This window comes from Actinophytocola oryzae, from assembly GCF_004364325.1.
Lineage (GTDB): Bacteria > Actinomycetota > Actinomycetes > Mycobacteriales > Pseudonocardiaceae > Actinophytocola > Actinophytocola oryzae.
This window is the reverse complement of record NZ_SOCP01000011.1, coordinates 83,034-108,768: the sequence shown is the minus strand read 5'-3', so window position 1 is coordinate 108,768 and position 25,735 is coordinate 83,034. Positions and strand designations below refer to the sequence as shown.

Annotated in this window: 28 protein-coding genes; 16 read left to right on the top strand and 12 right to left on the bottom strand. The window is 70.4% G+C overall.

The features are described from left to right. The first annotated feature begins 48 nt into the window (after positions 1-48). The 5 genes from CLV71_RS27820 (at position 49) to CLV71_RS50710 (ending at position 2,908) form a co-directional block, all read left to right on the top strand. Entirely contained in the window at positions 49-537 is a 489-nt protein-coding gene (locus CLV71_RS27820; RefSeq protein ID WP_133905821.1) for a helix-turn-helix transcriptional regulator, read from the top strand. Between the two features lie 46 nt (positions 538-583). Next, positions 584-1,366 carry a murein transglycosylase gene (locus CLV71_RS27815; RefSeq protein ID WP_133905820.1) on the top strand — a complete coding sequence of 261 codons (783 nt, stop codon included), beginning with the start codon at positions 584-586 and terminating at the stop codon, positions 1,364-1,366. 129 nt (positions 1,367-1,495) lie between these two features. Next, positions 1,496-2,407, top strand: coding sequence for a nuclear transport factor 2 family protein (locus CLV71_RS27810; protein ID WP_133905819.1), 912 nt, complete (start codon positions 1,496-1,498; stop codon positions 2,405-2,407). 148 nt (positions 2,408-2,555) lie between these two features. Next, positions 2,556-2,765: a hypothetical protein gene (locus CLV71_RS48725; protein WP_208297787.1), complete on the top strand. Its 210-nt coding sequence runs from the start codon at positions 2,556-2,558 to the stop codon at positions 2,763-2,765. Then, the gene (locus CLV71_RS50710) at positions 2,762-2,908 is read left to right on the top strand and encodes a Scr1 family TA system antitoxin-like transcriptional regulator (protein WP_424923910.1); all 147 of its coding nucleotides are present in this window, start codon (positions 2,762-2,764) and stop codon (positions 2,906-2,908) included. Before CLV71_RS48725 ends, CLV71_RS50710 begins: the two co-directional genes overlap by 4 nt. A 280-nt stretch (positions 2,909-3,188) precedes the next feature. On the opposite strand, the gene CLV71_RS27800 is transcribed toward CLV71_RS50710, so the two are convergent. Together CLV71_RS27800 and CLV71_RS27795 are read right to left on the bottom strand one after the other, a co-directional pair. After that, positions 3,189-4,028: a CU044_5270 family protein gene (locus tag CLV71_RS27800; RefSeq protein WP_133905817.1), complete on the bottom strand. Its 840-nt coding sequence runs from the start codon at positions 4,026-4,028 to the stop codon at positions 3,189-3,191. 1 nt (position 4,029) lies between these two features. Beyond that, on the bottom strand, positions 4,030-4,599 hold the full coding sequence (locus CLV71_RS27795) for an RNA polymerase sigma factor (RefSeq protein WP_133905816.1): 570 nt from the start codon (positions 4,597-4,599) through the stop codon (positions 4,030-4,032). Between the two features lie 250 nt (positions 4,600-4,849). On the opposite strand from CLV71_RS27795, the gene CLV71_RS27790 reads away from it, so the two are divergent. The 3 genes from CLV71_RS27790 to CLV71_RS27780 are packed head-to-tail and all read left to right on the top strand — an operon-like array spanning position 4,850 to position 6,226. Then, the gene (locus CLV71_RS27790; RefSeq protein WP_341771675.1) at positions 4,850-5,215 is read left to right on the top strand and encodes a hypothetical protein; all 366 of its coding nucleotides are present in this window, start codon (positions 4,850-4,852) and stop codon (positions 5,213-5,215) included. Beyond that, positions 5,212-5,577: a DUF3817 domain-containing protein gene (locus tag CLV71_RS27785; RefSeq protein WP_133905814.1), complete on the top strand. Its 366-nt coding sequence runs from the start codon at positions 5,212-5,214 to the stop codon at positions 5,575-5,577. The genes CLV71_RS27790 and CLV71_RS27785 overlap by 4 nt, the downstream gene beginning before the upstream one ends. Positions 5,578-5,587: 10 nt before the next feature. Beyond that, positions 5,588-6,226, top strand: a complete 639-nt coding sequence (locus CLV71_RS27780; protein WP_133905813.1) for a 4a-hydroxytetrahydrobiopterin dehydratase — start codon at positions 5,588-5,590, stop codon at positions 6,224-6,226. A gap of 13 nt (positions 6,227-6,239) precedes the next feature. On the opposite strand, the gene CLV71_RS27775 is transcribed toward CLV71_RS27780, so the two are convergent. The 4 genes from CLV71_RS27775 to CLV71_RS27760 all read right to left on the bottom strand — a co-directional run bounded on the left by CLV71_RS27775 (position 6,240) and on the right by CLV71_RS27760 (position 9,713). After that, positions 6,240-6,656 carry a DUF5959 family protein gene (locus CLV71_RS27775; protein ID WP_133905812.1) on the bottom strand — a complete coding sequence of 139 codons (417 nt, stop codon included), beginning with the start codon at positions 6,654-6,656 and terminating at the stop codon, positions 6,240-6,242. 64 nt (positions 6,657-6,720) lie between these two features. Further along, positions 6,721-7,497 (bottom strand): hypothetical protein, encoded by a 777-nt coding sequence (locus tag CLV71_RS27770; protein ID WP_133905811.1) that lies wholly within the window; start codon positions 7,495-7,497, stop codon positions 6,721-6,723. 198 nt (positions 7,498-7,695) lie between these two features. Beyond that, entirely contained in the window at positions 7,696-9,288 is a 1,593-nt protein-coding gene (locus CLV71_RS27765) for a solute symporter family protein (protein ID WP_243866743.1), read from the bottom strand. Between the two features lie 2 nt (positions 9,289-9,290). Further along, on the bottom strand, positions 9,291-9,713 hold the full coding sequence (locus CLV71_RS27760) for a DUF485 domain-containing protein (RefSeq protein WP_133905809.1): 423 nt from the start codon (positions 9,711-9,713) through the stop codon (positions 9,291-9,293). Positions 9,714-10,517: 804 nt separating this feature from the next. Here CLV71_RS27760 and CLV71_RS27755 point away from each other — a divergent pair. From CLV71_RS27755 to CLV71_RS27740, 4 genes are read left to right on the top strand one after another with little or no spacing between them, the layout of a single operon-like run. Then, on the top strand, positions 10,518-13,688 hold the full coding sequence (locus CLV71_RS27755; protein ID WP_133905808.1) for a sensor histidine kinase: 3,171 nt from the start codon (positions 10,518-10,520) through the stop codon (positions 13,686-13,688). Further along, complete coding sequence (locus tag CLV71_RS27750) at positions 13,685-14,125, top strand: roadblock/LC7 domain-containing protein (RefSeq protein ID WP_133905807.1); 441 nt, start codon at positions 13,685-13,687, stop codon at positions 14,123-14,125. The genes CLV71_RS27755 and CLV71_RS27750 overlap by 4 nt, the downstream gene beginning before the upstream one ends. Then, the gene (locus CLV71_RS27745; protein ID WP_243866742.1) at positions 14,122-14,679 is read left to right on the top strand and encodes a DUF742 domain-containing protein; all 558 of its coding nucleotides are present in this window, start codon (positions 14,122-14,124) and stop codon (positions 14,677-14,679) included. The genes CLV71_RS27750 and CLV71_RS27745 overlap by 4 nt, the downstream gene beginning before the upstream one ends. Next, positions 14,660-15,268, top strand: coding sequence for a GTP-binding protein (locus tag CLV71_RS27740; protein WP_424923909.1), 609 nt, complete (start codon positions 14,660-14,662; stop codon positions 15,266-15,268). The genes CLV71_RS27745 and CLV71_RS27740 overlap by 20 nt, the downstream gene beginning before the upstream one ends. A 68-nt stretch (positions 15,269-15,336) precedes the next feature. On the opposite strand, the gene CLV71_RS27735 is transcribed toward CLV71_RS27740, so the two are convergent. Then, on the bottom strand, positions 15,337-15,819 hold the full coding sequence (locus CLV71_RS27735) for a carboxymuconolactone decarboxylase family protein (protein ID WP_133905805.1): 483 nt from the start codon (positions 15,817-15,819) through the stop codon (positions 15,337-15,339). Between the two features lie 165 nt (positions 15,820-15,984). On the opposite strand from CLV71_RS27735, the gene CLV71_RS27730 reads away from it, so the two are divergent. Beyond that, positions 15,985-16,869, top strand: a complete 885-nt coding sequence (locus CLV71_RS27730) for an RNA polymerase sigma-70 factor (RefSeq protein WP_208297786.1) — start codon at positions 15,985-15,987, stop codon at positions 16,867-16,869. A 4-nt stretch (positions 16,870-16,873) separates the two neighbouring features. Here the strand turns inward: CLV71_RS27730 and CLV71_RS27725 are convergent, their stop codons facing one another. Genes CLV71_RS27725 through CLV71_RS27715 form a run of 3 tightly spaced genes read right to left on the bottom strand, consistent with a single transcriptional unit; the run spans position 16,874 to position 19,679 of the window. Continuing rightward, positions 16,874-18,106 carry a PEP/pyruvate-binding domain-containing protein gene (locus tag CLV71_RS27725; protein WP_133905803.1) on the bottom strand — a complete coding sequence of 411 codons (1,233 nt, stop codon included), beginning with the start codon at positions 18,104-18,106 and terminating at the stop codon, positions 16,874-16,876. Beyond that, positions 18,103-18,645, bottom strand: a complete 543-nt coding sequence (locus CLV71_RS27720) for a transcriptional regulator (RefSeq protein ID WP_133905802.1) — start codon at positions 18,643-18,645, stop codon at positions 18,103-18,105. Before CLV71_RS27720 ends, CLV71_RS27725 begins: the two co-directional genes overlap by 4 nt. Beyond that, a complete protein-coding gene (locus CLV71_RS27715) occupies positions 18,642-19,679 on the bottom strand; it encodes a TetR/AcrR family transcriptional regulator (RefSeq protein ID WP_133905801.1) in 1,038 nt (345 codons plus the stop codon). Before CLV71_RS27715 ends, CLV71_RS27720 begins: the two co-directional genes overlap by 4 nt. Positions 19,680-19,756: 77 nt before the next feature. Here CLV71_RS27715 and CLV71_RS27710 point away from each other — a divergent pair, with 77 nt between their 5' ends. Beyond that, positions 19,757-20,296 carry a group II truncated hemoglobin gene (locus CLV71_RS27710; protein WP_133905800.1) on the top strand — a complete coding sequence of 180 codons (540 nt, stop codon included), beginning with the start codon at positions 19,757-19,759 and terminating at the stop codon, positions 20,294-20,296. Here CLV71_RS27710 and CLV71_RS27705 read toward each other — a convergent pair. Both CLV71_RS27705 and CLV71_RS27700 read right to left on the bottom strand, forming a co-directional pair. Then, positions 20,286-22,229 carry a GH25 family lysozyme gene (locus CLV71_RS27705; RefSeq protein WP_166664284.1) on the bottom strand — a complete coding sequence of 648 codons (1,944 nt, stop codon included), beginning with the start codon at positions 22,227-22,229 and terminating at the stop codon, positions 20,286-20,288. The two genes, CLV71_RS27710 and CLV71_RS27705, sit on opposite strands and share 11 nt — an antisense overlap. A gap of 44 nt (positions 22,230-22,273) precedes the next feature. Further along, positions 22,274-23,128, bottom strand: a complete 855-nt coding sequence (locus CLV71_RS27700) for an AraC family transcriptional regulator (protein WP_133905798.1) — start codon at positions 23,126-23,128, stop codon at positions 22,274-22,276. A gap of 117 nt (positions 23,129-23,245) precedes the next feature. Here CLV71_RS27700 and CLV71_RS27695 point away from each other — a divergent pair, with 117 nt between their 5' ends. Together CLV71_RS27695 and CLV71_RS27690 are read left to right on the top strand one after the other, a co-directional pair. Next, complete coding sequence (locus tag CLV71_RS27695) at positions 23,246-24,322, top strand: aldo/keto reductase (RefSeq protein WP_133905797.1); 1,077 nt, start codon at positions 23,246-23,248, stop codon at positions 24,320-24,322. A 239-nt stretch (positions 24,323-24,561) separates the two neighbouring features. Next, positions 24,562-25,713 (top strand): acyl-CoA dehydrogenase family protein, encoded by a 1,152-nt coding sequence (locus CLV71_RS27690; RefSeq protein WP_133905796.1) that lies wholly within the window; start codon positions 24,562-24,564, stop codon positions 25,711-25,713. Positions 25,714-25,735 lie beyond the last annotated feature (22 nt).

The window sequence follows — 25,735 nt, the reverse complement described above, 5'->3', positions numbered from 1 at the left end:
CCGCATCGAAGTGCAGCGGCGTGGTCCGCAGTTCTCGAAGGAGGCAGGATGCTCGACGATCCCGGCGTGGATGACCTGGTGCGGCAGTGGACCGAGGACCACTCGAAGGCCGCCGAGTCGGACGAGATCAACCGCATCGCGTCTGAGTGGCTCGCGGAAGTGCCGGTTCAGCCGCAGGGGATCCCCGGTCAGCGCGCTCGCGGTGGCAACTCGCCGTGGGCCGCCGTCGAGGCGACCGACCCGCGCTTCTTCGCCGCCATGCGTGAGCGGCTCCCGGACGTCCCGGCCGAGCTGATCTCGGCGGCGGCGGGCTGGTGGCAGATGGTCGGCGGTCTCGCCGAGGCCAAGGAGTGGTGGGACGCGGGCATCAGTCCGCTCGACCAGCGCGCGCTCGACTACCGCGCCGCGGGGCTCGCACCGTCGGACCTCAAGCGCAGACTCGGGCCCCTCACCGTCCTCGACCACCTCCGCAGGGGCAGTGCGCCCGCGTGGTGCGTGAACCGGCTCCAGCGCCAGAACGAGCGCCGGTCCGCCTGATACCTACTCGATCGTAACGTCGTGGCCCGGCCGTCGTTGACCTCGTGTGACCGACGGCCAGAAGCCTGATTTACGAGGCGTTTTCCTCCGCATCGGACTTGTGCTGCTGGTCATCGCGGTAGCGGGTAGCGGAGTCTGGCTGCTGCGCTCGGCCTCCGAGCCGGAACAGAGCCCTCTCGAGGTCCCAGCGGCCTCGGTTCCCGTCGCTCACGTCACTCCCGGCGCCGTCGCCCCACCGCAGCCGCAGGCAGGCGCGGTAGGGGAGGACCCGCTGCGCACCTGGGCAGACCGGGTGGCCGGGATCGTCGACGTCCCCGCGCGAGCACTCATGGCGTACGGCAACGCCGAGCTCGTCCTGCGCGCCACCCAGCCGGGCTGCCACATCTCGTGGGCGACCATCGCGGGCATCGGCCGCGTCGAGTCCGACCACGGCCGCTTCGGCGGCGCGCAGCTGCGCGAGGACGGCCGCCCGTCGAGGCCCATCATCGGCGTCCCGCTGGACGGTTCCGAGGGCGTGCGGGCCATCGGGGACACCGACGACGGCCGCTACGACGGCGACGCGCAGGTCGACCGGGCCGTCGGTCCCATGCAGTTCATCCCGTCGACGTGGCGGAAGTGGGCGTCGGACGCCAACCTCGACGGCGTCGGCGACCCCCAGCAGATCGACGACGCGGCGCTGGCCGCCGGCCGCTACCTGTGCGCGGGCGGACGCGATCTGGCCACGCCGAAGGACTGGTGGGCCGCGGTCTTCTCGTACAACAACTCGGTGCCGTACGGGCAGAAGGTCTTCGGTCTGGCCGACGACTACGCCCGCGCCGCGGCAGGCTGACCTCCGGTGGCGCGCCCTCCGCTGTTCGCCTATGATCCGAACAGTTGTTTGATAACCCGGGCTGCCCCACTGGTCAGCCCTTCACAGTGTAGGTAGACAGACGGAGAGGCTCTCCATAATCTCGCTGTCATGGCGGGTACTCCCTCGGACGTTGTCGGCGAGCTGATGGACCGGGTCGGCGAAGGCAGGTGGACCGAGCTGGCCGGTCTCTACGCGGAGGACGCGCTCGTCGAGCACCCGTTGCGCCGCACGTGGGTGGCCGGGCGGACGGCCATCGGGCAGCGGTTCGCGGCACTGGGGAAGGCGGCGCTGAAGTCCTACGACGTCGTGCTGCACGCGACCACCGACCCGGAGGTGGTCGTCGCGGAGTACGGCACCAGGGGACCGGGTTTCACGGCGGCGACCGTGCAGGTCGTGCGGGTCCGGGATGGACTGATCACCCATTCCCGCGACTACCACGACCACCTGCGGATGGCTGTGGCACGCGGCGACGTGGACGAGCTGGCCGAGCGGATCGCCAAGGGCGTGGCCGAGGAGTCGTTCGGTGCCACGCCGGCCACGGCTCCGCCCGCCCGGCCCGTGGCGCCGGGCCCGCCCGTGTCGGAGCCACAGGAAGGCAGCCGGTGCGCGGTCCTGATCCGGCTGCTGGACAGCATCTCGGCACCGAACCCGGCAAGCCGCGCGGACCTCTACGCGGACGATGCCTACGTGACGCACCCCTTCCACCCGACGGCGCCCGCGCTCACGGGCAGGGAGGAACTGCGACAGCACTTCGCCCGTGGTGGCGGCGAAGGCCTGCGGCCGAGGAACGTCGTGTTCCACGAAGGTGTCGATCCCGAGCTGATCATCGCCGAGTTCGAGTACGTCGGCACCGCGGGTACGGGAAACCCCGTACTGGCAACGAACGTCTTCGTGACGAGGGTCCGCGCCGGCCTGATCGTCGAGTCCCGCGACTACGCGGACCACGTCGCGCTGGCGGTGGCGACGGGCCAGCTCCCGGCCCTCGTCGAGGCGACCCGCTCGGTGATGGGCCAGGCCTGACCGGGATTCCCAACCGATGTCCTCCCGGCTGCGATCATCCTCGGTGATCATCTGGGCACGGGAGGTAACCGGGGTGGCGCACACGGGCCCCACGTCCCGACGTCGGAAACTGGCACGACGGCTGCGGGAGCTGCGGGACCGAGCAGGCATGACGCTCGAAGAGGCGGCGCGCATGCTGGACAAGACCCGCAGTTCACTCGGTCGGGTGGAGATGGGCCAGTCGAGGGCGGATGTCCATCTCGTCCGATCGAGGATGGACCTCTACCACCCGGACCTGGTCGACCTGGCGAGGGAAGCGGCCTTCCCCGACTGTTCCGGCAGCGGCGCCTCACCGACGAGGAGTTCCCGCTGGCGTTGACCGCATCGTGTATGAGTCGGCCCTTCGCAAGAAGGTCGGCGATGGAGAGGTCATGGCTGCTCCAGCTCCGGCACCTCGTCGAGGTTGCCGAGTTGCCCTCCGTGACCCTGCAGGTCCTACCGGACGAAGCGAGCCCCATGTAAGCCCGAACGGCGCCTACATCATTCTCAGTTTCCTCGACGGATATCCCAGCCTGCTGTACGTCGCGTATGTGACCGGCGCGCTGCACACCGAGAAGCCGGAGGAGGTTGAGCAGGCTGAACTCTTTAGAACCGGTCCGGCACTCCTCTCGCGTTCGAGGCCACCACGTGGCGGGCGTTCGCGGATGCCCTGAAGCCAAGGCCCTGGCCTCGCTGATGTTCCCGCCACGCCCGCTCTCCTCGGCGGGCGGACCTGACAATCGAGGGCGCGCCGACCGCCGTCCTACTGATGCGGCCGCTGCCCGACCGCGTCCACGATCGCGTGCACGAAGATGGCGGTGTCCTCGGTCCCGAGGAGGACATGGGTCTCCGGGTCGAAGACCAGCGTCACCTCCTCCTGGTCGATCGGCTGTGCCCAGGTGAGACCGATCCCGTGCCGTCCGGCACCGTCGGTGGCGTCCTCGACGATCTCCAGACCGGGGAAGTCGGCCATGACCTCGAACAACGCGGCCATCGACCGGGGCGACACGTACTTCTCCTGGATCGCGAAGTGAAGCAGGACGTCGAAGTCGTTCGGCGTGCTCATCAGGTACTCACGCATCCCGGCGGTGTCGGCTGGTAGGCGGCGGTAGGCGGGGTCCGGCTCGCAGGGCTCGGTCATGCCCATGTCGTAGTCGCCTCGCAGGACCCGTCGGCGACCCTCCTTGCAGCCGGCTGTCGGGATGTCCATGCCCTCCTGCCGGATCATCCCGTCGTGCTCGCCGTCGGCCGAAAGCCAGGCTTCACGGGCCCCCTCGGTCGTCACACCGCGGCTGTAGACGAACTGCTCGGGCAGCGGAGGTGTGGCGGGGAGTTCACGAACGACGTCGGCGGCCCGGTGGAGGAACGCCACAGCCTCGGCCTCGGGCGGCGCGACCCCTATGGGCTCCAGACCACCGAACGCGACAACTCCCGTGATGGCCGCGGCGAGCCCGAGGACGGTGGCACCAGAAAGGACCAGCCTTGTGTTACTCCTCCTCGGCTGCTCGGCAGTCAAGCTGGCGACCAGGCGCTCCCGGGCAGGGGCGAGGTCGGTCGCCTGCGGCAGCGGAGCCTGGGCGACCACGTCCCCAAGGAGGGTCATCTCATCCACGGTTGACGGACTCCTTCACGACGAGCGCGGCACGGACCTGCCTGCGAGCACGACTGAGACGAGAACGAACGGTGCCGACGGGGATGTCGAGAGCCTGCGCGACCTCGTCGTAGGTGAGGTGCTCCCAGGCCACGAGGAGCAGGACGTCCCGATCTCCGCTCGACAGTTCGGCGAGCACCGCACCGAGCAGCTGGTTCATCGCCGCGGCCGTCACCTGTTCGACGACCCGATCGGCATGCCCGTCGACGTTCGGCTCTGGCACGATCGCGGCACGCAGCCGGTACTCCCGCCCATCGTCCCGCTGCCGCCGCCGCACCAGGTTCGTGGCGATGCCGTACAGCCAGGGCCGAGCGTCCGGGCGGTCGAGGTCGTACCTGCTCCTGGTGCCGAACGCCACCAGGAAGGTCTCCGCAACCAGGTCGTCGGCCACCTGCCGGCCCAACCGGTGCACCAGGTACCGCATGATGTGGGGGGCGTGCCGATCAAAGATCACCGCGAACCGCTCTGGCTCCCGCAGGGACCGCCTGATGATCACCGCGTCGTCCTCGTCGGGTGGGGACATGAGCTCCTCTTCCGCCGGCAGCAGGTTCACCCGCTATTCGCGACCCACGGGAAACGAGTTCACACGCCCGGTGAACGATCGGCACAGATCAACACTGCGGTGGGTAGTCCGGAGAACCGGTGCGGCGCTCCTCTCGCGTTCGAGGTCACCGCGTGGCGGCCGTTCGCGAGGGCTTCGGAGGCCGGGTGTTAGCGTCTCGGGTGTGAATGGCGGAGTGATGGCTCGCCGCGTGGGGATTGTCCTGCTCTGCGTGTTGTCCCTCGTCGCGTGTGTCGGGTTGGCCCTGTGGCAGTGGCAGCGCTTCGAGAACGGTGGCACCTGGCAGAACCTCGGCTACGTCCTGCAGTGGCCCCTGTTCGGCCTGTTCCCCGGCTTCATGTTCTGGCGGATGCGCAAGCTGCGGTCCGAACAGGCCAGAGCCGAGACGCGCCCGGCGCCGGTGCCCGCCACGGCCAACGCCGCCGCCGTCGAGCGAGCCGAGTCACACGCGCCACCCCCGACCACAACGGTCACACCGTCAGTCCGGCACCATGCCGTCGACGACGACCCCGAGCTGGCGGCGTACAACAGCTACCTCGCCAGGCTCAACGCACTCGACCAGCAGGAGACGCGATGACCCCCGAGTCCCCCGTCACCGACGAGGAGAACCCCGCACAGGCCGTGGGCGACGCGGGCGTCAAGGGCGCCCTCGCCCGGTTCCGCGTGATGGCCTACATCGTCGGCGTCGGGCTGCTCGCCCTGTGCGTCGCGCTCGTCCTGAACCGCTTCTTCGACCAGGGCCAGTACAGCGCGGTCATCGGGCCGGTGCACGGCTTCTTGTACATCGTCTACCTGGTCATGATCGTCGACCTCGGGCTCAAGGCACGCTGGTCCCTGAAGGGCACGATCCTCGTGATGCTGTCGGGCGTCGTCCCGGTCGGGTCGTTCTTCGCCGAGCGGATGGTCACTCGTCGGGTGCGCGAGGGCATCAAGCTCTAGGGTCACCCGGGTGACGAAGCTGACAGGACAGCAGATCGCCGACGCCGGCCTCCGCGGCTGGGCCAACCTGCTCGGCGGCCTGCAGACACGCGTGCACACGAACGACTTCGCGACCGGTCTGTCCGTGGTGACCGCCATCGGCGCGGTCGCCGAGGACATGAACCACCATCCGGACCTCGACCTGCGCTACACCCACGTCGACGTCCGGCTGACCAGCCACGACGAACACGGCGTGACCGAGCGGGACGTCCGCCTCGCCCACGCCGTCACCAGGATCGCCGAGGCGGCGAGCCTCGAGCAGGAGTCCGCGAGCGTCTCACGGCTCGAACTGGCCCTGGACACCCCGAACAAGGACGCCGTGCTCCCGTTCTGGGCAGCCGTGCTGGCGATGGAACCCCGCGAGGACGACGTCAGCGACCCGGCCGACGCCCTGCCCGTGGTGTGGTTCCAGCCTTCCGGTGACGAGGAGCCCCGTCAGCGGTGGCACCCCGACATCTGGGTGGAGCCAGCCCAGGTGCGACCCCGCATCGACGCCGCGCTCGCCGCGGGCGGCACGCTGGTCAGCGACGACGAGGCGCCCAGCTTCTGGGTGCTCGCCGACCAGGAGGGCAACCGGGTGTGCCTGTGCACCTGGCAGGAACGCGCCTAGTTTCCCGGGGATACTAGCCCTTCTCCGCCATGGGGAACGCCTTCCACGTGCGGTCCAGGCGCTCGTAGGCCTCGTCGAACCACGAGTCGGACAGCGGGACGGAGATCGTCACCGAGGTCAGGGTGCTCTCGTCGTCCCTGACGGTGACGTGCACGCGCTCGTTGTCCGGGTCGTGGGCGACGAGCACCGCGGGGATGCCGCCCTCCTCGCGCCAGGAGATGTCGTAGCCGGCGTCCAGCTCGTCGAGGGCCTCCTGCCACTCCCGCAGGTCCTCCGGGAAGAGCTTGGTCTCCAGGCGCCCGCTCACGAAGTTCGAGGTGACCACCAGCTGGGCCGTCAACAGCTCGTCGTCGGGATCGCCCGCGACCCGCACCACGAGGCTGTTGCCCTCACCCTCAAGGCGGATCAGCTCGATCCACTCGTCGGCCACCAGTGCCCTCCCCAGTCCGCGAAACGTCGACGAACAATAGCGGTCGGTCGGGAAAGCTCTGACGTCAGAGCCCGACGCGCCGCAGCGCCAACGTCACGAACCCACGCATCGACCGGTCCCATCCCGGCGGTGCTGGCGGCGGCTTCTCGTCCACCAGCAGGTCCAGTGCCTGCCCCGGCAGCTCGGCACCCAGCCGGAACGCCAGCGCGACGGCCGCGGTCATCCGCACGTCCAGCGCGGGCGCGTCCAGCAGCTCCGTCAGGTGCTTGTCGACGGACGGGAACCCGTCCAGGTAACCGAGGGTCAGGTTCGCGCTGGCAGGCGCGACAGACCCGAGGAGCGCGTCGACCGTGCGGTCGTCAGCGGGGAAGTAGGCCAGGAACTCGGCGGCCTGCGCGGCCACGAGCGGGTCGGACAGCCAGCCCGCGTAGGACGAGACGTGTGCCTCTCCCGCCCGGTACGCGTCGCCTGCCCATCTGGCGGCCGCCGCGAGGAAGTACTCGGCGGGCGCCTCGTCGAACGGGTTCTTCGACTCGGACAGCAGGCGGGCCACCTCGGCGAGGTCCTCGGTGGACAGCGCGTCCCCCGCGGAGAAGTCCGGTGTGAACGGCAGCGCCGCGTCGCCGAGCACGATCGGGTGCAGCAGGCTGACGATGGACTCGCGGTCCGGCGTGTCCGGATCGTCCACAAGGGCCACCAGGATCGGCACCACGGCGGCGCTTGCCGACCACCGCGACCCCTGCTGGTACAGCGCACCCGACAACCAGGACAGGGCGGTGCCCCGAGTGGTCGCACTGGGGGAGCGAAGCATCCGCAGGCGGTCGGGCACGTCCACAGCCACGCCATGAGCATGATGCAACTGCCGCCATGGCACGTCTGCCAGGTCCGCGAGAGGGTCACGCACACCTTGTTTCTACCCGATCCCCGCCCCGGTTCGCCTCGCAACCTCCGGTTCTCTTCGAGATTCGGCCGCCCAGCGCAACGAAGGCCGCCTTCGTGACGTCGGGCGTCACGAAGGCGGCCATCAGTGCGGACGCGCCTAGTGACCCGAGCCGATGCCGGTCAGGGCGCGCACGGCCATCTCCTTCTGGCGGGCCGGGTCGGCCTTCTCCCTGCTGAGCACCGTGCCGAGGTAACCGGCCAGGAACGACACCGGGATGGACACGATGCCCGGGTTCGTCAGCGGGAACAGGTGGAAGTCGGACCCCGAGAAGATGGACGTCGGCGCCCCGGACACCACCGGGGAGAAGGACACCAGCAGCAGGCAGGACGCCAGCCCGCCGTACATGCCCCAGAGGGTCCCGCGCGTGTTGAACCGCTTCCAGAACAGCGAGTACAGCAGCGTCGACAGGTTCGCCGACGCCGCGAAGGCGAACGCCAGCGCCACGAGGAACGCCACGTTCTGGCCGTTCGCGAGGATGCCGCCGACCATCGCGAGCACGCCGATCACCACGGCGGTCATGCGGGCCACCCTGACCTCGGTCGCGGGCTCGGCCTTGCCGTCGCGGAAGATGTTGTTGAACACGTCGTGGGCGAACGACGCCGACGCCGTCAGGGTCAGGCCGGCCACCACGGCGACGATCGTCGCGAAGGCGACCGCCGCGACGATGCCCAGCAGCAGGGTGCCGCCGATCTCGAACGCCAGGAGCGGGGCGGCCGAGTTCTCCTTGCCCGTGGACGCGAGGATCCGGTCCGACCCGACGAGCGCGGACGCGCCGTAGCCGATCACCAGCGTGGCCAGGTAGAACACGCCCATGCAGCCGATCGCCCACACCACCGAGCGGCGGGCCTGCCGCGCGTTGGGCACGGTGTAGAAGCGCATCAGCACGTGCGGGAGGCCGGCCGCGCCGAGGATCAGCGCCAGGGACAGCGAGATGAAGTCCAGCTGGCTGGTCGCGCTCTTGCCGTACTGGGCACCCGGCTCCAGCACCCGCTGCCCGTTCTTGTTGTGCGCTGCCGCCTCGTCGAGCAGCGAGGTCACGCTGAACCCGAACTTGCCGAGCAGGAACACGGTCATCAGCACGACGCACATCACGAGCAGTGCCGCCTTGATGATCTGCACCCACGTGGTGCCCTTCATGCCGCCGACCAGCACGTAGAAGATCATGATCAGGCCGACGACGCAGATCACCACCGCCTGCCCGCCCTTGCCGTGCACGTTGAGCAGCAACGCGATGAGGCCGCCCGCACCCGCCATCTGGGCGACCATGTAGAAGAACGAGATCACGAGCGTCGACGTGGCCGCCGCGGCGCGCACGGGGCGCTGGCGCATGCGGTAGGCCAGCACGTCGCCCATGGTGAACCGGCCCGTGTTGCGCACAGCCTCCGCGACCAGCAGCAGCGCCACCAGCCACGCGACGAGGAAGCCGATCGAGTACAGGAAGCCGTCGTAGCCGTGCACGGCGATCGCGCCCGCGATGCCGAGGAACGACGCGGCGGAGAGGTAGTCACCGGTGATCGCGACGCCGTTCTTGCGGCCGGTGAAGGCGCTCCCCGCGGCGTAGTAGTCGGCGGTCGAGGCGTTGCGGCTGCTCACCCGGTAGACCAGGAACAGCGTGACGGCGACGAAGCCGCCGAACACGGCGAAGTTGAGCAGCGGGCTGCCGACCTGTTCCGGCTGTGCGGTGATCATGATCATTTCTTGTCGACTCCAGCGGCTGCGCGGATCGCGGCGACCCTCGGGTCGAGCTGGCGCCTGGCGTAGCGCACGTAGCCGTAGGTGATGGCGGCGGTCGAGACGAACTGGAGCAGCCCGAGCACCAGACCGACGGTCACGAGGCCGAACAGCCGGTGGCTCATGAACTCGCGCGCGTACGCGGCGAGCAGCACGTAGGTCAGGTACCAGAGGAAGAACAGCGCGGACACCGGGAAGACGAACCGCCGGAAGCGGCGGCGCAGCGCGGTGAACTCGGGGCTGTCGTGGATCGCGACGAAGTCCGGCGCGCCCGCGTGTGCCGGGGGAGCGGCCGGTTCGCTGGTGATTCCGCCGAAACCCGCGCCCGGTCGGGCTCGTTCCGGCGGGCGGGCCGTAATCGGGGTGTGGACCACCTGGGTCATGTGTTCCTCCGCTGAAGACGGCCGGGGAAATCTGTATGCGCACACGGCCGGGGATTCATATCTGGAGACGGGGCCGGTGGGGATCCGGTGGGCGCCATAGTAACCACGACGCGGGTCAACTCCTAACGGCTCTCGATCCGGGGATCGCGCGAACAGTGGTGAACCTGGCGGCGCCGGTGCACGTTAACACGAGTGTTCCCGATAAATTGCGTGCGTCGTCCGGTGGCCGGGGTAGAGACTACCGATCCGGTAGTTGTCAAACGTTCACTCCTATCAGTGAATCTGTGCGTGACTTTGCGTTGCTTAAGTCGCTCACCGCAGGATCGCCGTCACGCACCGTGTTCGTGCCGAGTGTTCGGACGATGTGGACGGACCCGCGGAAACCCCTTCCAGGCAAGCGATCCGGCGCCCGTGTACCCCTTGGTCACGACTCGTTTCCGCAGCTGAGAGTGATCGTGGCAGGTTCGGGATCGCGCCTGGGTCACCCGTGTCGTCCTGCTCGGCGGCCGACGGGAATGGTGGCTTCGTGGTTCTTGTCGGAGCTTGACCCGATCGTGGTATCAAGTCGTTCCTATCCGGACTCACAGTAGAACATCCATGATCAAAAGGTCGGCATGCGGGGTCGTCTGACCCTCATTCGACAGTTCGCGAGGCGGTTTCCGCAGGTCAACGGCTCCGCTTCGGAATGATTTCCCGGCTTTTCCCCTGCGGTACGATCAACGCTCAGTTCTCCCCGCCGAGACACCCCCGTGCGGCGAACTCGACTGGAATTGTCGTCCCCTCATTCTGAAATGAGGCGCTGCCTTGAAAGCTGCGACGGAACCCGCGTCCCGGTCGTCGGCGCTGCTGAGCGTGCTCGCGAACTGGCGGGACTGGAACATCCCCGTCAAGCTCGCCGCCGTCACGTTCGTGCCCGTCGTCTTCGCGGTCGTGCTCGGCACCATGCAGATCTCCGACCAGGTCGACAAGGCGAGTGACTACCGGCGGGTCGACCGCCTCGTGGTTGTCAACGAGAAGCTGCGGGACCTGGTCGCCGAGCTGCAGACCGAGCGCGACGCCGCGGGCGTGCTGCTCACCACCGACGCGGGCGACGTACCCAGGCGGCTCGCCGCCGAGCAACGCGACACCGACCACGCACGCGCCGAGTTCCTCCGCGCCACGGGCCGGGTCACCCTGGACCACGAGGCGGGCGCCGCGCGCTACGCGGATGTCCTCACCTGGCTCGACGAGCTGACCGACGTGCGCAGGCAGGCCGCACAGCCGGGCTTCGACGCATCCAGTGCCGTGACCCGCTACTCGGCGGTGATCGACGCGCTGCTGCGCTTCGACAGGACCATGGCCGCCGAGGTGATGGACCCGACCCTGGCCTCGACCGCCTCCGCCCTCTACGACCTCGAGGAGATCAAGGAGGAGGTCTCGTTCCAGCAGTCGGTCATCGCGGTCGGCATCGCGCGCGGCAGCCTCGCGGGCCCCGAGGTCGACTCGGTCGCCGCGTCCGTCGGCAGGCAGGCCGACCGGCTCGCCGACTTCTTCTCCGTGGCGGGCGCGAGTCGGAGCCAGCTCTACGACGACTACGTGAGCGGCACCGGCATCGCCGGCCGCAACAACATCGCGGCGGCCGTCGCCGGGCTGCCGGGCGGCGACCCCGTCCCCGCCACCGCCCAGGCCTGGCAGGACAGCTCCGAGCTGACCGTCAACCGCATCGGCCAGGTCGCGGGCGTGCTCGGGCAGGACCTGCACGACCGCTCCACCACCCTCCAGGACGAGGCGAGCGACGGCGCGGGACTCGCGGCCGTGATCCTGCTCGTCGCGCTGGTGGTCGCCATGGCGGTCATGTTCGTCGTCGGCCGCCACCTGCTCTGGTCGCTGGCCTCTCTGCGCCGCGGCGCGCTCGACGTCGCGGAGAAGGCGCTGCCGGACGCGGTCAGCCGGATTCGCGACCGCGGCGAGGAAGCGGGCGACATCGAGCTGGCGCCCATGCCCGTGACCTCCATGGACGAGGTCGGGCAGGTGGCACGCGCGTTCGACGCCGTGCAGAGCCAGGCGCTGCGGCTCGCGACCGAGCAGGCGGGCCTGCGTGCCAAGTACTCGGGTGTCTTCGTCAACCTCTCGCGCCGCAGCCAGGGCCTCGTGCAACGCCAGCTACAGCTGCTCGAACGCCTCGAGCGCGACGAGGAGGACCCGGAGCAGCTCGCGACGCTGTTCCAGCTGGACCACCTCGCGACGCGGATGCGCCGCAACAACGAGAACCTCATGGTCCTGTCCGGCGGCGAGGTCGGCAGGCGCTCCCAGCGGCCGACCGCGCTCGCCGACCTGCTCCGCGCCTCGGTGTCGGAGATCGAGCAGTACCAGCGGGTGGTGCTCCAGCCGCCGCCCTCGGTCGACGTGGTCGGCTACGCGGTGGGCGACCTCGTCCGCCTCGTCGCGGAGCTGCTCGACAACGCGACCGCGTTCTCCGCGCCGGACACCCAGGTCACGATCGCGAGCCACGTCTTCGAGGACGGCACGCTGTGCGTGGTGGTGCACGACGACGGCATCGGCATGAACGCCGAGGAGCTGGAGGAGGCCAACGAGAAGCTGGCCGAGGCGGGCGCGGTCGACGTGTCGACCACCCGCCGGATGGGCCTGTTCGTGGTGGGCCGCCTCGCCGGCCGCCACGGCATCGAGGTCCGGCTCAGCAGCGGCGGCCACGACGGCAGGGGCGTCCAGGCGACCGTGACCGTGCCGCACGAGGTGGTCATCCCGACCAACCGGCCCGCGGAGCCGGAGCGGACACGGCCGCCCCGGAACGGGCGCGGGCCCAACGGCGGGCACCCCGGCGGCCGGTCCCAGGGCGGGACGAGCATGCTCGCGCCGTTCTCGCTGGGCAACCAGGCGAACGGCATCCGCGCCAACGGCGACACCGGCCTGTCCAACAAGCACACCAACGGTCTCATCAAGAGCGGGCTCACCCCGTCCCCTCTGCCCCGCCCCGACCGGCCGCCCGCCCCGGAGCGCGGCGAGAACGACGGCGGCCACCTGCCGCTGCCGCGTCGCTCGCCCGGCGGCAAGGTGCCCGCCGAGCGGCCGCCGGACTCGCAGCGCGGGTTGTTCACCCCGGCACGCCCCGCGGAGGGCACCGGCTTCCGGACCGACCGGGCAGCCATCGAGGAGACCACGCCGATCTTCGACGAGATGGTGTCGGCCTGGTTCCGCGCGGTCAGCGGCGCGCCCCTGATGCCGGACCGTGCCCTTCCCCCGCCACCCGGCGGACCCCGGCACAGCGTGCGGCAGGCCGGCGAGACGAGGAAACCCCCGGAACACCAGCCCCCGAGCAAGGACGAGTCCCGCAACGGCGTCGAAGCGTGGAACTTCGCCGCCGACACCGGCTTCGACGCTGCCCGTGCCGTGTCGAAGGTCGAGCCGTCCACCTACACCTCGGGAGGGCTGCCGCGCCGCAGCCCGAGGCAGCACCTCCTTCCCGGCAGTGCCGCTCCCGGCACTGTTGCCGGGCGGCCTCGGCACGAGCGCGACGCGGACGTCGTACGGAACCGGTTGAGTGACTACCGGAAGGGCGTCCGCAAGGCACGGGATCACCGGCACGGCGTCGAACCCCCTTCGACCCCTCGCGCCGCGCCGGTGACCCCGTCCCGTCTGTCCTCGGCGGACACACAGCGGCTCGACATGCCCGTGGGTGGCTGGCGGTTCGCCGCCGACCTCGGCTGGCAGGCCGCGAACCAGGCGTCCACGTCGACCCCGGTGGACTACACCTCCGGCGGGTTGCCGAGGCGCAGCCCGCGGCAGAACCTCGTGCCGGGCAGTGTCTCCCACTCCGGCAACGGAAACGGCGCAGCTCCCCCGCCCGCCCGGCGGGCGGAGGAGATGCGTGGCCGGCTTGGCAGCTTCCAGAAAGGACTTTCACGCGGGCGCAGGAACCTGGCCGACCGCGCGACGACCGGTGCACACGACTACCCGCAGCAACAGGAGAACGAATGACATCGCCGCAGGCACAACCACATCAGTTCGGTTGGTTGGTCAACGACTTCGCCGAACGCGTCCCTGGTGTGGCACACGCGGTCGTCGTGTCCGCGGACGGGCTCCTGCTCACCGCGTCCGCGCGGCTGCCCATCGACCGCGCCGACCAGCTCGCCGCGGTGGCGTCGGGGCTCATCAGCCTGACCCAGGGGGCCGCACGCTGCTTCGAGGCGGGCGGGGTCAAGGAGACGATCGTCGAGATGGACGGCGGCATCATGCTGCTGATGGCGATCAGCGACGGTTCCGCGCTGGCCGTGCTCGCCTCCCCGCTGTGTGACATCGGGCAGGTCGCCTACGAGATGACCCTGCTCGTCGACCGTGTCGGACAGATCCTCACGCCGGAGCTTCGCGCACAGCTCAAAGGTGCCGGCGGGAGGATGGTTGGGCTGCCGGCGTGAGTATCTCCGACGAAGGGTTCGCCGATGTCCTCAACGGGCTTGCCGGTGGCGGGCGGCGCAAGCGCAAGGACAGACCGGAACCGCAGCCACAGCCGCCGCAGCCTGTCGAGGAGCCGGACCATGACGTCGACCGGTCGATCTGGTCGTGGACCATCCCGTCCTCGGCGCCGGTCGTCACCCCGGCGGCCGCGCCCGTGACCGAGTACGATCTCGGCGACGCGGCTATCGTGCGCCCCTACGCGTGGACCGGGGGCCGCACGAAGTCCACAGTGGACTTCCAGATCGAGACGATGGTGTCCACCAGTGAACACGGCGAGAACATCGACGCGTTGACGCAGACCGAACACCGCTTCGTCGCGGAGCTGTGCGCCGAGCCGAGGTCGGTCGCCGAGGTCGCCACCCTCCTGTCGGTGCCACTCGGCGTCGCCAAGGTGCTGCTGGGCGACATGGCGGGTCTCGGTCTGGTCATCGTGCACAAGACGATCGCGGGTGGCGCCAACAAAGCACATCTCATGTTGATGGAAAGGGTTTTGAGTGGACTCCGTCGGCTTTGACGCGGGCAGTGCCGCTGGGCCATCGATGACGTCGGTGAAAATCGTCGTCGGTGGTGGTTTCGGGGCCGGCAAGACGACTTTCGTCGGTTCGGTCTCGGAGATCATGCCGCTGACCACCGAGGCGGTCATGACCGAGGCCAGCGTCGGCATCGACAACATCGACGCGACGCCGCGCAAACAGACCACCACGGTCGCGATGGACTTCGGCCGCGTGCACCTCGACCGCGACCTGGTGCTGTACCTGTTCGGCACCCCCGGTCAGGAACGCTTCTGGTTCATGTGGGACGACCTGGTCCGCGGGGCGATCGGCGCCGTGGTGCTGACCGACACCCGCCGCCTCGCGGACTCGTTCGCCCCGATCGACTTCTTCGAGGATCGCGGCCTGCCCTACGTCGTCGGGCTGAACTGCTTCGACGGCAAGCAGACCCACGCCGTCGACGAGGTCCGCGACGCGCTCGCGGTCCCCGAGTCGGTCCCGATCGTCGGCTGCGACGCCCGCGACCGCGACTCGGTGAAGAACACCCTGATCACGATGGTCGAGTACTCGATGGAACGGTGGGTGGCGACGCACGGCGCGGGGGTGAGGTAGCCGACGCACTGAAGGACTCCTTCCTGACGCTGGGCGTACCGAAGGACGCCTTCAGTGCGTTTACCGGGTCAGTCGAACGCGGCGAACATGCCAGCCTCGTAGGAACCGCCCTTCTGGTGCAGGACCACGGCGAGCCGGTTGGCCGCGTTGATCAGAGCGACCAGGGAGACCAGCGCGACGATCTGGTCGTCGTCGTAGTGCTTGCGCACCTGGGCCCAGGTCTCGTCGGACACGCCCTGGTAGGCGTCGGCGAGCCGGGTTCCCTCCTCGGCGAGGGCAAGCGCGGCCTGCTCCGCCTCGGTGAACACGGTCGACTCGCGCCAGGCCGCGACCAGGTTGAGCCGGACCGCGGTCTCGCCCGAGGCGGCGGCCTCCTTGGTGTGCATGTCGATGCACCAGCCGCAGCCGTTGATCTGGCTGGCACGCAGGTTCACCAGCTCCTGGGTCGCCTTCGGCAGCGACGCCTGGTCGATCACCATGGCGGCGTTGGCGAACCGCTTGGCGAACTTGGCGCCGATCTCGTTGGCGAACAGGTCGATGCGGGGTTCCATGACTTCGTCCTCCCTCGTGGTGTCACTGGACGACCACGAGATGCCGGTGACCCCGCCGGTGTGACAGCGCGGCTACGTGACGCGCGCCATAGTGACCCGATGTCACAGGAGCGCGGGGCGCGGTGTCTCGTGGGGGACACGGCCGAGCGTGCAGAGGAGTCGCCCATGGCTGCCACCAACCCCGCCACCGAGGTGTTCCTCACCCACCGCAACCTCCTGTTCACGATCGCCTACGAGATGCTCGGCTCGGCCGCCGACACCGAGGACGTCCTCCAGGAGACGTGGCTGCGCTGGGTGGGCGTCGACCTGGACACGGTGCACAACCAGCGCGCCTACCTGGTCCGGATCACCACCCGCCAGGCCCTCACCCGGCTGCGGACCCTGGGCCGCCGCAGGGAGTCCTACGTCGGATCCTGGCTGCCCGAGCCACTGCTCACCGCGCCGGACGTGGCCGAGGACGTCGAGCTGGCCGACAGCGTCTCGATGGCGATGATGCTGGTGCTGGAGACCCTCACGCCGACCGAGCGGGCGGTGTTCGTGCTGCGTGAGGTGTTCGACCTCGACTACGACGAGATCGCCGAGGCCGTCGACAAGAACCCGGCCGCGGTCCGCCAGATCGCCCACCGGGCACGGGCACACGTCGCCGCACGCAGGCCGCGAGGCGAGATCTCCCCGGCCGACACCAGGGACGCGCTCGACGCGTTCCAGCGGGCGGCCGAGACCGGTGACCTGCAACAGCTGCTCGACATCCTCGCGCCGGACGTCGTCTTCCTCGGTGACGGCGGCGGGATCAAACAGGCCGTGCCCCGGCCGGTCGTCGGCGCGGACAAGGTGGGCCGCCTGCTGGCGCTCGGGATGGGCAGGATCGGCGAAGGGTCGCTGCGGCGGGTGCAGGTCAACGGCTACCCGGCGCTGGCGCTCCGGTTCGACGACGAGCTCGACACCGTCATAGCGTTGCGTGTCGACGAGGGCCTCATCACCGGCTTCTACGCCGTGCGCAACCCCGAGAAGCTCTCGCACATGGCGCGGGAGACCGCGCTGCGCCGGTGAGTGCTCACGCCCACGTGAGCAGCCGGCGCAGGTGTGGGTCCGGTTCGCCGGTGACGATCCGGGGCGAGCCGACGACCACGTCGCCGGACGTGCCGTCGATCGCGATCAGCGTGCCTTCAGGCAGCTCCCGTCCGCCCGCGCGGATCGACGTGCCCTCGACGACCAGGTCGGCAGCCACCACCGCCGGTTTGCCCATGGCCCTGGCCACGACCGCCGCGTGGCTCGCGAGGCCGCCGGTCGCGGTCACGATGCCGGTCGCCGCCGCCAGGCCGTGCATGTCCAGGGGCGACGTGTGCGGGCGCACCAGGATCACCGGCGGCGGCATCCGCACGGCCGCGTCGGCGGTCGTCGCCACCGCGCCGACGGCGACGCCCGGTACCGCGCCGAAACCCCGGGCGAACACCTCCGCGGCGTCGATCCGCGCCACGTCGGCGACGTCGTGGTGTGCGCGCCGCACGGCCTCGGCGCGGGTGATCACGCCTGCGTCGGCCAGGTCCACCGCCACGCGGACCGCGGCCCTGCCGGTGAGGCCGCCTGCCCGCACCTGCAGCAGCCACAGCCTGCCCGACTCGAACGTGAACTCCACCGAGCACGCGTCCCGGTAGTGCTCCTCGATCCGGTCCAGGAACGCCACGAGGTCGGCCCACACAGCGGGCTCCCGGTCGGCCAGCTCGGCGAGCGGCGACGTGGCCGACTCGCCCGACACCACGTCCACGCCGTGGTGTCCGAAGAGGACGTCGCCGAACGGCGTCGGCTCGCCGGTGTTCGGGTCGCGGCTGAACGCGACGCCCGCGCCGCTGTGTTCGTCGCGGTCACCGAACACCATGGCCTGCACGGTCACCGCGGTCCCGAGGTCGTGGGGGATGCCGTGCAGCTCCCGGTAGGTCCGCGCCCTCGGGGTGTGCCACGACGAGAACACCGCCTCGACCGCCGGTGCCACGTCGGCGGGTGCGACGTCCAGGACCGTGTTCATCATGCCGGGCATCGACACCGCCGCACCGGAGCGCACCGACACCCGTTCGGCGCCGAGCGTGCGGAGCGCCGTTGCCAGCTCGGTGTCCAGGCCGTCCGGGACGTGGCCGTCACGCAGGAAGTCGCGGCACGCCGGTGAGCCGACGACGAAACCGGCCGGGACCGGCAGACGCAGGCGGCGCAACACGATCAGCCCGGCGGCCTTCGCGCCGAGGACGTCGGCGTCCTCGGCGGTGTCGGGGGAGAGTGGGCGGATCCACCTCACCGCGGGATGCCCAGTGTTGTGAGCAGATCCTCGTGGAGCTGGAACCACACCGTGTGGTAGGCCTCGAGGTCGTCGGCCACGAACCGCTCGTCGCCCGCGCGGACGCGGTCCAGTGCGGTCGCGAGCCGCGTCCGGTACCGGCCGAACTGCGGCGGCAGGGCCGCGAGCACGGAGTCGGCCCTGGCGTGGAAGTCCGTGAACAGTCGCAGCACCACCCGGCGGTCCGCTCCCGTCTGCCACGCGGTGCAGAGGTCGAGCAGCTCGGGGTTGAGCACGAGGAAGTCGTTGTAGCCCTTGGTGATCACCGCTCGCACGGCGTCGTCGGCCAGTGCCGCGCCCGCTCGTCTCGCGTCCTCGGCCCGGCCCGCCTCGGTGAGGCCCCAGCCGCCGAAGACACCCGTGGTACGGGTCACGAGCCCGGCGACCGCGAGGTCGATCAACTCGGACTCCACAGTGGACTCGTCGAGGCCGGTGGCGGCCGCGATCCGCCCCGGACCGGTGAAACCCATGCAGCGCAGGGCGTGCAGCACGTCGGTCATCGCCGGGACCGGCTCGCGCCGACCGCGTGGCCGGCGCCGTGGCCGGACGCCCTCGCGACGACGGCTCCCGCCTCGACCCGCACGGCGGCCTCGGTGTCGTCGGCCTCGCGTGCCCCGACCGCCGCCGCGACCGTGCCGTGCGTGTCCAGCACCATCCGGGGCCACGACCCCGCGCGCACGCACCCGGCGAGGTCGCGGGCCCGCAGCCGCACGAGCCGGCCCAGCTCCTCGTGGTCTCCGGTCACCACGGCGACCGTGACCCGCTCGCCCGCCCGCACGGCCTCCTCGACCGCTCCCAGCCGGTGGACGCCGAGCACCACGAGCAGCCCGTCCCCGGCGAAGTCGACCGTCTCGCCCGTGACCAGGTCCGACAGTGCCCCCGGCGGTGTCCAGTCCTCGTGCACGGCCTGCGCGGGCGACACGAACGGCAGGTGCGGCGGGTCCCACGTGTCGCCGAGGTCGAGGCTCGCCAGGTGCCGGCACGCGCGGACCACGTCGAACGGGTCGCCGAGGCCGGGGGCCTTCTCCGCGAGGTGCGTGGCGCCGGTCAGCGTCGTGAGCACCAGTTCCGCGAGCCGCACCCGCCGCCCGCCCCTGGGCACGCACGACTCGAACGCCAGCCCGAGCAGCACCGACTCCAGACGCATGACCTGCGTGAGCGCGGCGCGACCCCGCTCGTCGTCGAACACCCCGGACAGGGACCGCAGGCGCAGGTGCTTGCCCGCCGACTGGTCACCCGTCAGCGGCAGCCGTTCGAGCCACACCCTGGCGAACGCGGCGACGGCATCGTGCAGTGCGGGCGCGTCGGCCGGCACGGCGGCGGCAGGGGAGAGCGCCTCGAGCAGGACCGCCAGGTAGAGGGCGCGCTTGCTGGGGAAGTTCGAGTAGACCGCCCCACGCGTCAGCTCGGCCCGCTCCGCGATCCGGTCGACCTTGGCGTCCGCGTACCCGCGCTCGGCGAACTCGTCGCGGGCTGCGGCCAGCACGGCGTCCCGGTTTCGTTCCTGCTGCTCAGCCCGCGTCAGCCTGACCATCGACACCCCTTCCGGATGCTTCGAGCATCCAGATGACGATAACATCTGCTTCGAAGTGGAGTGGCATGCTGTGGCGCATGGAGAGCGTCTACGAAGCTGCGGGCGGTGACGCGGGCCTGCGCCGCCTCGCCGAGGCGTGGCACGAACGGGTGCTGGCCGACGAGGTGGTCAGCCACGCCTTCAGCCACGGTTACCACCCCCAGCACAGCGAGCGGCTCGCCGCGTACTGGGCGGAGGCCCTGGGCGGGCCCACCACCTACTCCGACGACTACGGCGACGAGACACTGGTCGTGCGCATGCACAGCGGCAACGGCCCGCACGACGAGATGGACCGGCGCGCCATCGAGTGCTTCGACCAGGCCCTGGACGACGTGGGGCTGGCCGACCCGACGCGGCAGGTCCTCCACGACTACTTCGCGTGGGCCACCACGACGACCATGTCGCGCTACCACGGCTCGAAGGACGACGTCCCCGCTGGAATGCACGTCCCGCACTGGTCCTGGAGTGGAGCTTGCGGAACGGCCCACGATGCGGAGCGACCGAGCGAGAGTCGGTCGTGGGAGGGCCTGCGGCCCGGGGACGCCGCCGCCCCCGGGCCGTCCGCCACTACGGGGTGAAGTAGCCGGCGAGGTCCGCGATCAGGTTGATCCCGCCCGCGTTGTTGAACAACCACACGTCGGTGTGCGTGCCGGTCGCGACCGACACCAGGTTCGGCACGGTCTGCCCCGCGACCAGGTTGAGGTTCGACGAGCCGGGGCGCGTCGGTGTGGTGCCCGTCCTCGGGTACACCGACACGAACGTGTCACTCGTGGGCGCGATACCCGTGACGTTCAGGATCACGCCGGTCGCGCTGGCAGGCACCGGGTTGAGCATCGGCAGCGCGAGTGCGTTCCCGCCGCCGCCGACCGCCGTCCAGCTCGCGCTGCCGCTGCGCGAGTCCACCAGGCGTTGCGGCGGCACGGCGATGAACCGCGAACCGGAGTCGGGGGAGTAGTAGCCGGCGAGGTCGGCCAGCAGGTGCGTCGAGCCGGCGTTGTTGAACAGGCTGACCGACCGGTTCGTGCCGAGCTTCACCGTGACGAGGTTCGGTGTCGCGTTGGCGTTGCCCAGGTTCAGGCTCGACACGTTCGGCCGGGCCTCGCCGGTCGGCCAGGCCGACACGAACGTGCCGCTGGTCGCGCCGACGCCGGTGAGGTTGATCGTCACCGCGGTGGCGTCCGACGGGACCTTCGACGACAGGTCGAGCGTGAGCGTGCCCTGCGCGCCGAGCGGGGTGCCCGCGCCGGAGCGGGTGTCGAGCACGCGCTGCGGCGACAGCGCGGTGTGCAGGCCGGTCGCGTCGGTGGCGTACCAGCCCGCGAGGTCGGCGAGCAGATGTGTGTTGCCCGCGTTGTTGAACAGGGAGATCTTGCGGTCAGGCCCGACCTGCACGGTCACCAGGTTCGACCGGACGTCGCCCGCGACCAGGTTCAGGTTGGAGGCGTTGGGCCGCGCGCGGCCGCCCGGCCAGACCGTGACGTACGTCGTCGCCGTCGCTATGCCGGTGACGTTCAGGACCGCGGCTGTCGCGGTGGCGGGTAACCGACCCGACAGGTCCACGGTGACCACACCGCCCGCGCCGAGCGGGGTGGTCGTGCCGACACCGGTGGCGTTGCGTGTGTCGAGTACCCGGGTCGGTGTCGCGGCGGTGTAGCCGGCGGCCTTGGCCGCGAGTGAGTCGAGCGCGGCCTCACCGCCGCTGACGTAGTTGCCGTCCACGTCGCCCGAGATGCCCGGCACGGCGGTGGACTTGCTGTACTGCCAGAACGTCCAGCCGCCCCAGGCGCTGGGCACGGTCGGCGCGGCGACCCCGTAGTTGGCTATCCACAGCGGGTGCGCGGCGAAGGCGGTGCTGTTGGCCGTGCAGTCGCTCCAGAAGGTGGGCGCGGTGTAGATCATCGCGGTCGCGCCCGTGCGGACCTTGACCTCGCCGACGAAGTCCTGGATCCACGTGACCAGCTCGGCGGGTGTCTTGTCGTAGCAGACGTTCGCGGTGTCGTACGGGTTGTACTCCATGTCCAGTACGGGACTCAGCGTCCTGCCGTCCGGTGTGTACCCGGCGCGGTCGACGAAGTAGTCGGCCTGCGCGACACCGCCGGAGTCGTTGGGGGTGCCGAAGTGGTAGGCGAACGCGTACATCCCCGCGGCACGCGCGGCGTCCTGGTCGTCCGCGAAGTAGGGGTTCTCGTAGTAGTCGCCCTCGGTGGCCTTGACCCCGACGAACCGGATGCCGCTACCGGCGACCTGCGACCAGTCGATGTCGCCGCCGTCGTGCTGGTAGCGCGCGACGTCGATGCCCCGCACGTAGTCCTCGGCGGGCGCCTCTGCGCGCCTGCCTGAGGAGCCGGCCTCGGTCAGCGGGCTGTGTGCCTTGTCGACGTTGTCCCGCACCACCCCGCCGACGACCGGATAGTCGTGTTCGGCTGTGTCGGCCGCCGCGGTCGCGGTGACCGTCCCCGCTGCCGTGACCGCCGCGAGCACGGCAACGAGCAGCTGTCTGTGTGATCGCAAAGTGGACTCCCCTGGAAGATCTCGGCGAGAGTCCATTATCGCGTTCAGGCGTTGGCGTGGCGCAGGCGTTCGGCGTCACGACCGGGTGGAAGACCGAACTGGCGCCGGTACTCTCGGCTGAACTGTGAGGCGCTCTCGTAGCCGACGAGGTAGCCGACCGTGGTGACGTCGTGGGTGCGGTCCACGAGCAGCAGCCGGGCCTCGTGCAGCCGGATGCTCTTCTGGTACTGCACCGGGGTCATCGCGGTGACGGCACGGAAGTGGCGGTGGAACGATGTCGTGCTCATCCGGGACAGCCGCGCCAGCTCCTCGATCCGCAGCGGTTCGGCGTGGTGTTCCCGGATCCACCTGATCGCGCGGCCGACGTGGGTGAGCGTGCTGTCGGCCAGTCCGATCTGGCGCACCATCGCGCCCTGCGGCCCGGTGATCAGCCGCCAGACGATCTCACGTTTGATCATCGGGGCCAGGACCCGCAGGTCGTCGGGCCGGTCGAGCAGCCGCAGCAGCCGGGTGAACGCGTCGATCAGCTCGGGGGAGGCGTCGCTGACCGCGATGCCGGGGTGGTTGGCGGCACGCGTGACGGACCGGTCGGTGTCGAGCAGCAGCTCCGCGATCGCCGAGGGCTCCAGCCACAGCCCGATCCCGAGGAACGGCGCCTCCGTGTACGTGCTGGTCACCGGCAGGTCGACCGACACGGCCAGGTACTGCCCGGCGCGGTAGTCGTAGGTCCGGTCGCCGAGCGCGGCCCGCTTGGCCCCCGCCGCGACGAGCCCCACGGCCGGGCCGGTCAGCAGCGGCGTCGGCTCGCCGACCTCGTCGGTCCGCGCCAGGAAAAGCCAGTCGACGTCGTCCCGTCCGTGGTTGGCGGCGATCAACGAACACAGCTCGGGGAGGCTCACGGAACCAGTATGGCAGGATCGTGCACTCCACCGACCGGATCGGACGCGCGAACCACCTGCTCAGCACGCTTGACTTGAGGACGTCACCGAAACTCGGACCTCTTGGAGTGCATCGATATGGCACTGGACTCGTACGTCACCCTCGGCCGCTCCGGCCTGCGCGTCAGCCCCTACTGCCTCGGCGCGATGAACTTCGGCGACGGCGAGGGCTTCAGCGCCGACGTCGAGGAGTCGGACCGGATCCTGCGGGCCTACCTCGATCGCGGCGGCAACTTCGTCGACACGGCGAACTTCTACACGAACGGGCGATCCGAGCACATCCTCGGCGACTTCTTCGCGGCGGAGCCGGGCAGGCGCGACCGGGTCGTCCTGGCCACGAAGTTCTACACCAACCTCCACCTCGGCGACCCGAACGGCGGCGGCGCGGGCCGCAAGGCGATCGTCTCGCAGCTGGAGGCGTCGCTGCGCAGGCTGCGCACGGACTACGTCGACCTGTACTGGCTGCACAACCACGACCGGACGACGCCGCTGGAGGAGACGCTCCGGACGCTCGACGACCTGGTGACCGCGGGCAAGATCCGTTACGTCGGCTTCTCGAACACCCCGGCGTGGTACACCGCGCAGGCACACACGACGGCACTGCTGCGGGGGTGGACACCGGTGACCGCGCTGCAGGTCGAGTACTCGCTGCTGGCCCGCACGGTCGAGGGCGAGCTGGTGCCGCTGGCACTGGACACGGGCATGGCGGTGCTGCCGTGGAGCCCGCTGCGGAGCGGGTTCCTGTCCGGCAAGTACACCCGGGCGGGCACCGGCGCCGACGTGCGTCGCGCCGAGGTGCTGGGTGCCCCGACCGACGCCGAGTACGACGTGATCGAGGCGGTCGCCCGGGTCGCGGACGAGGTCGGGTCGACGCCGGCGGCGGTGGCGTTGGCGTGGCTGCTGGGTAGGCCGTCGGTCACGTCTGTGCTGATCGGCCCGCGCCGCTTCGACCACCTGGAGGGCAACCTCGCGGGCCTGGGGATCACGCTGACCGACGCCCAGCGTGCGCGGCTCGACGAGGTGTCCGCCCCGACGCTGAACTACCCGGCCCCGCTCAACGACCAGGTCGGCGCGATGCTGATGTACGGCGGCGCCACGGTCGACGGCCGTGAGTCGCCGGTCTACCCGCCGTTGCTGGCGGGCGTCCAGCACTGAGGGGTCGTGTGGTGTGCCCGGCTTGGGTCTCCTCGGTGAGGTTTCGGTCGGGTTCGGCGTTTCGGTGGGTGCTGTCCTGGTGGAACGCGGGGGTGCGGCCCCGACCCAACGTACTGAAGGCGTCCTTCAGTACGCCCGGCGTTAGGAAGGCGTCCTTCAGTGCGCCCAGCGTTGGGAAGGCGTCCTTCGGTGCGGTCGGCCGGGCGGTCGGGGGCGGGTGCGCGACGTAGGGTGCGGTCATGGATCTTTCGCTCAGCGAGGAGCAGGCCGCGCTCCGGGAACTCGCGCGGGACTTCATCGACCGGGAGGTCGTGCCGCACACCCGCGAATGGGACCGCAACGAACAGGTGGACCGGGCCATCGTCGGCAAGCTCGCCGGCGTCGGGTTCCTCGGCATGACGGTGCCCGAGGAGTACGGCGGCTCCGGCGGCGACCACCTGTCCTACTGCCTGATGATGGAGGAGCTGGGCCGGGGCGACTCCGCCATCCGCGGCATCGTGTCCGTCTCGCTCGGGCTCGTCGGGAAGACGATCCTCGTCTACGGGACCGAGGAACAGAAGAAACACTGGCTCACCCGACTGTGCACCGGCGAGTCGCTGGCGTGCTTCGGGCTCACCGAGCCCGACACCGGCTCCGACGCGGGCAACCTCGCCACCAAGGCCGTCCGTGACGGCGACGAGTGGGTCCTCAGTGGATCGAAGATGTTCATCACCAACGGGACGTGGGCGGATCTCGCGCTCGTGTTCGCTCGGACGGGTGAGGCGGGGCCACGCGGGGTGACGGCGTTCCTCGTGCCGACGGACTCGGACGGGTTCACGCACCGGGAGATCAAGGGGAAGCTCGGCCTGCGGGGCCAGTCCACCGGCGAGCTGGTGCTCGACGGCGTACGGGTCGGCGACGACGCGGTGCTCGGCGACCTCGGCCAGGGTTTCAAGATCGCGATGGCGGCACTCGACAAGGGCCGGATGTCCGTGGCCGCGGGCTGTGTCGGTCTCGCCCGGGCGGCACTGGAGGCCTCGGTCCAGTACGCGGGGGAGCGCCACCAGTTCGGCAGGCCGATCGCCGGTTTCCAGCTGGTGCAACAGATGCTGGCCGACATGGCGGTCGGCACGGACGCCGCGCGGCTGCTCGTCTGGCGTGTCGCCGACCTCGTCGACCGTGGCGAGAAGTTCTCCGGCGAGGCCTCGATGGCCAAGCTGTACGCGAGCGAGAACGCCGTCGCCGCCGCGAACCTGGCGATCCAGGTCTACGGCGGCTACGGCTACCTCGACGAGTACCCGGTCGCGAAGATCCTCCGCGACGCCCGCGTGATGACCCTCTACGAGGGCACGAGCCAGGTCCAGAAGCTCCTCATCGGCCGCGGGCTGACCGGGATCAACGCCTTCACCTGAGCCGACGACAGTCGCGGCACCG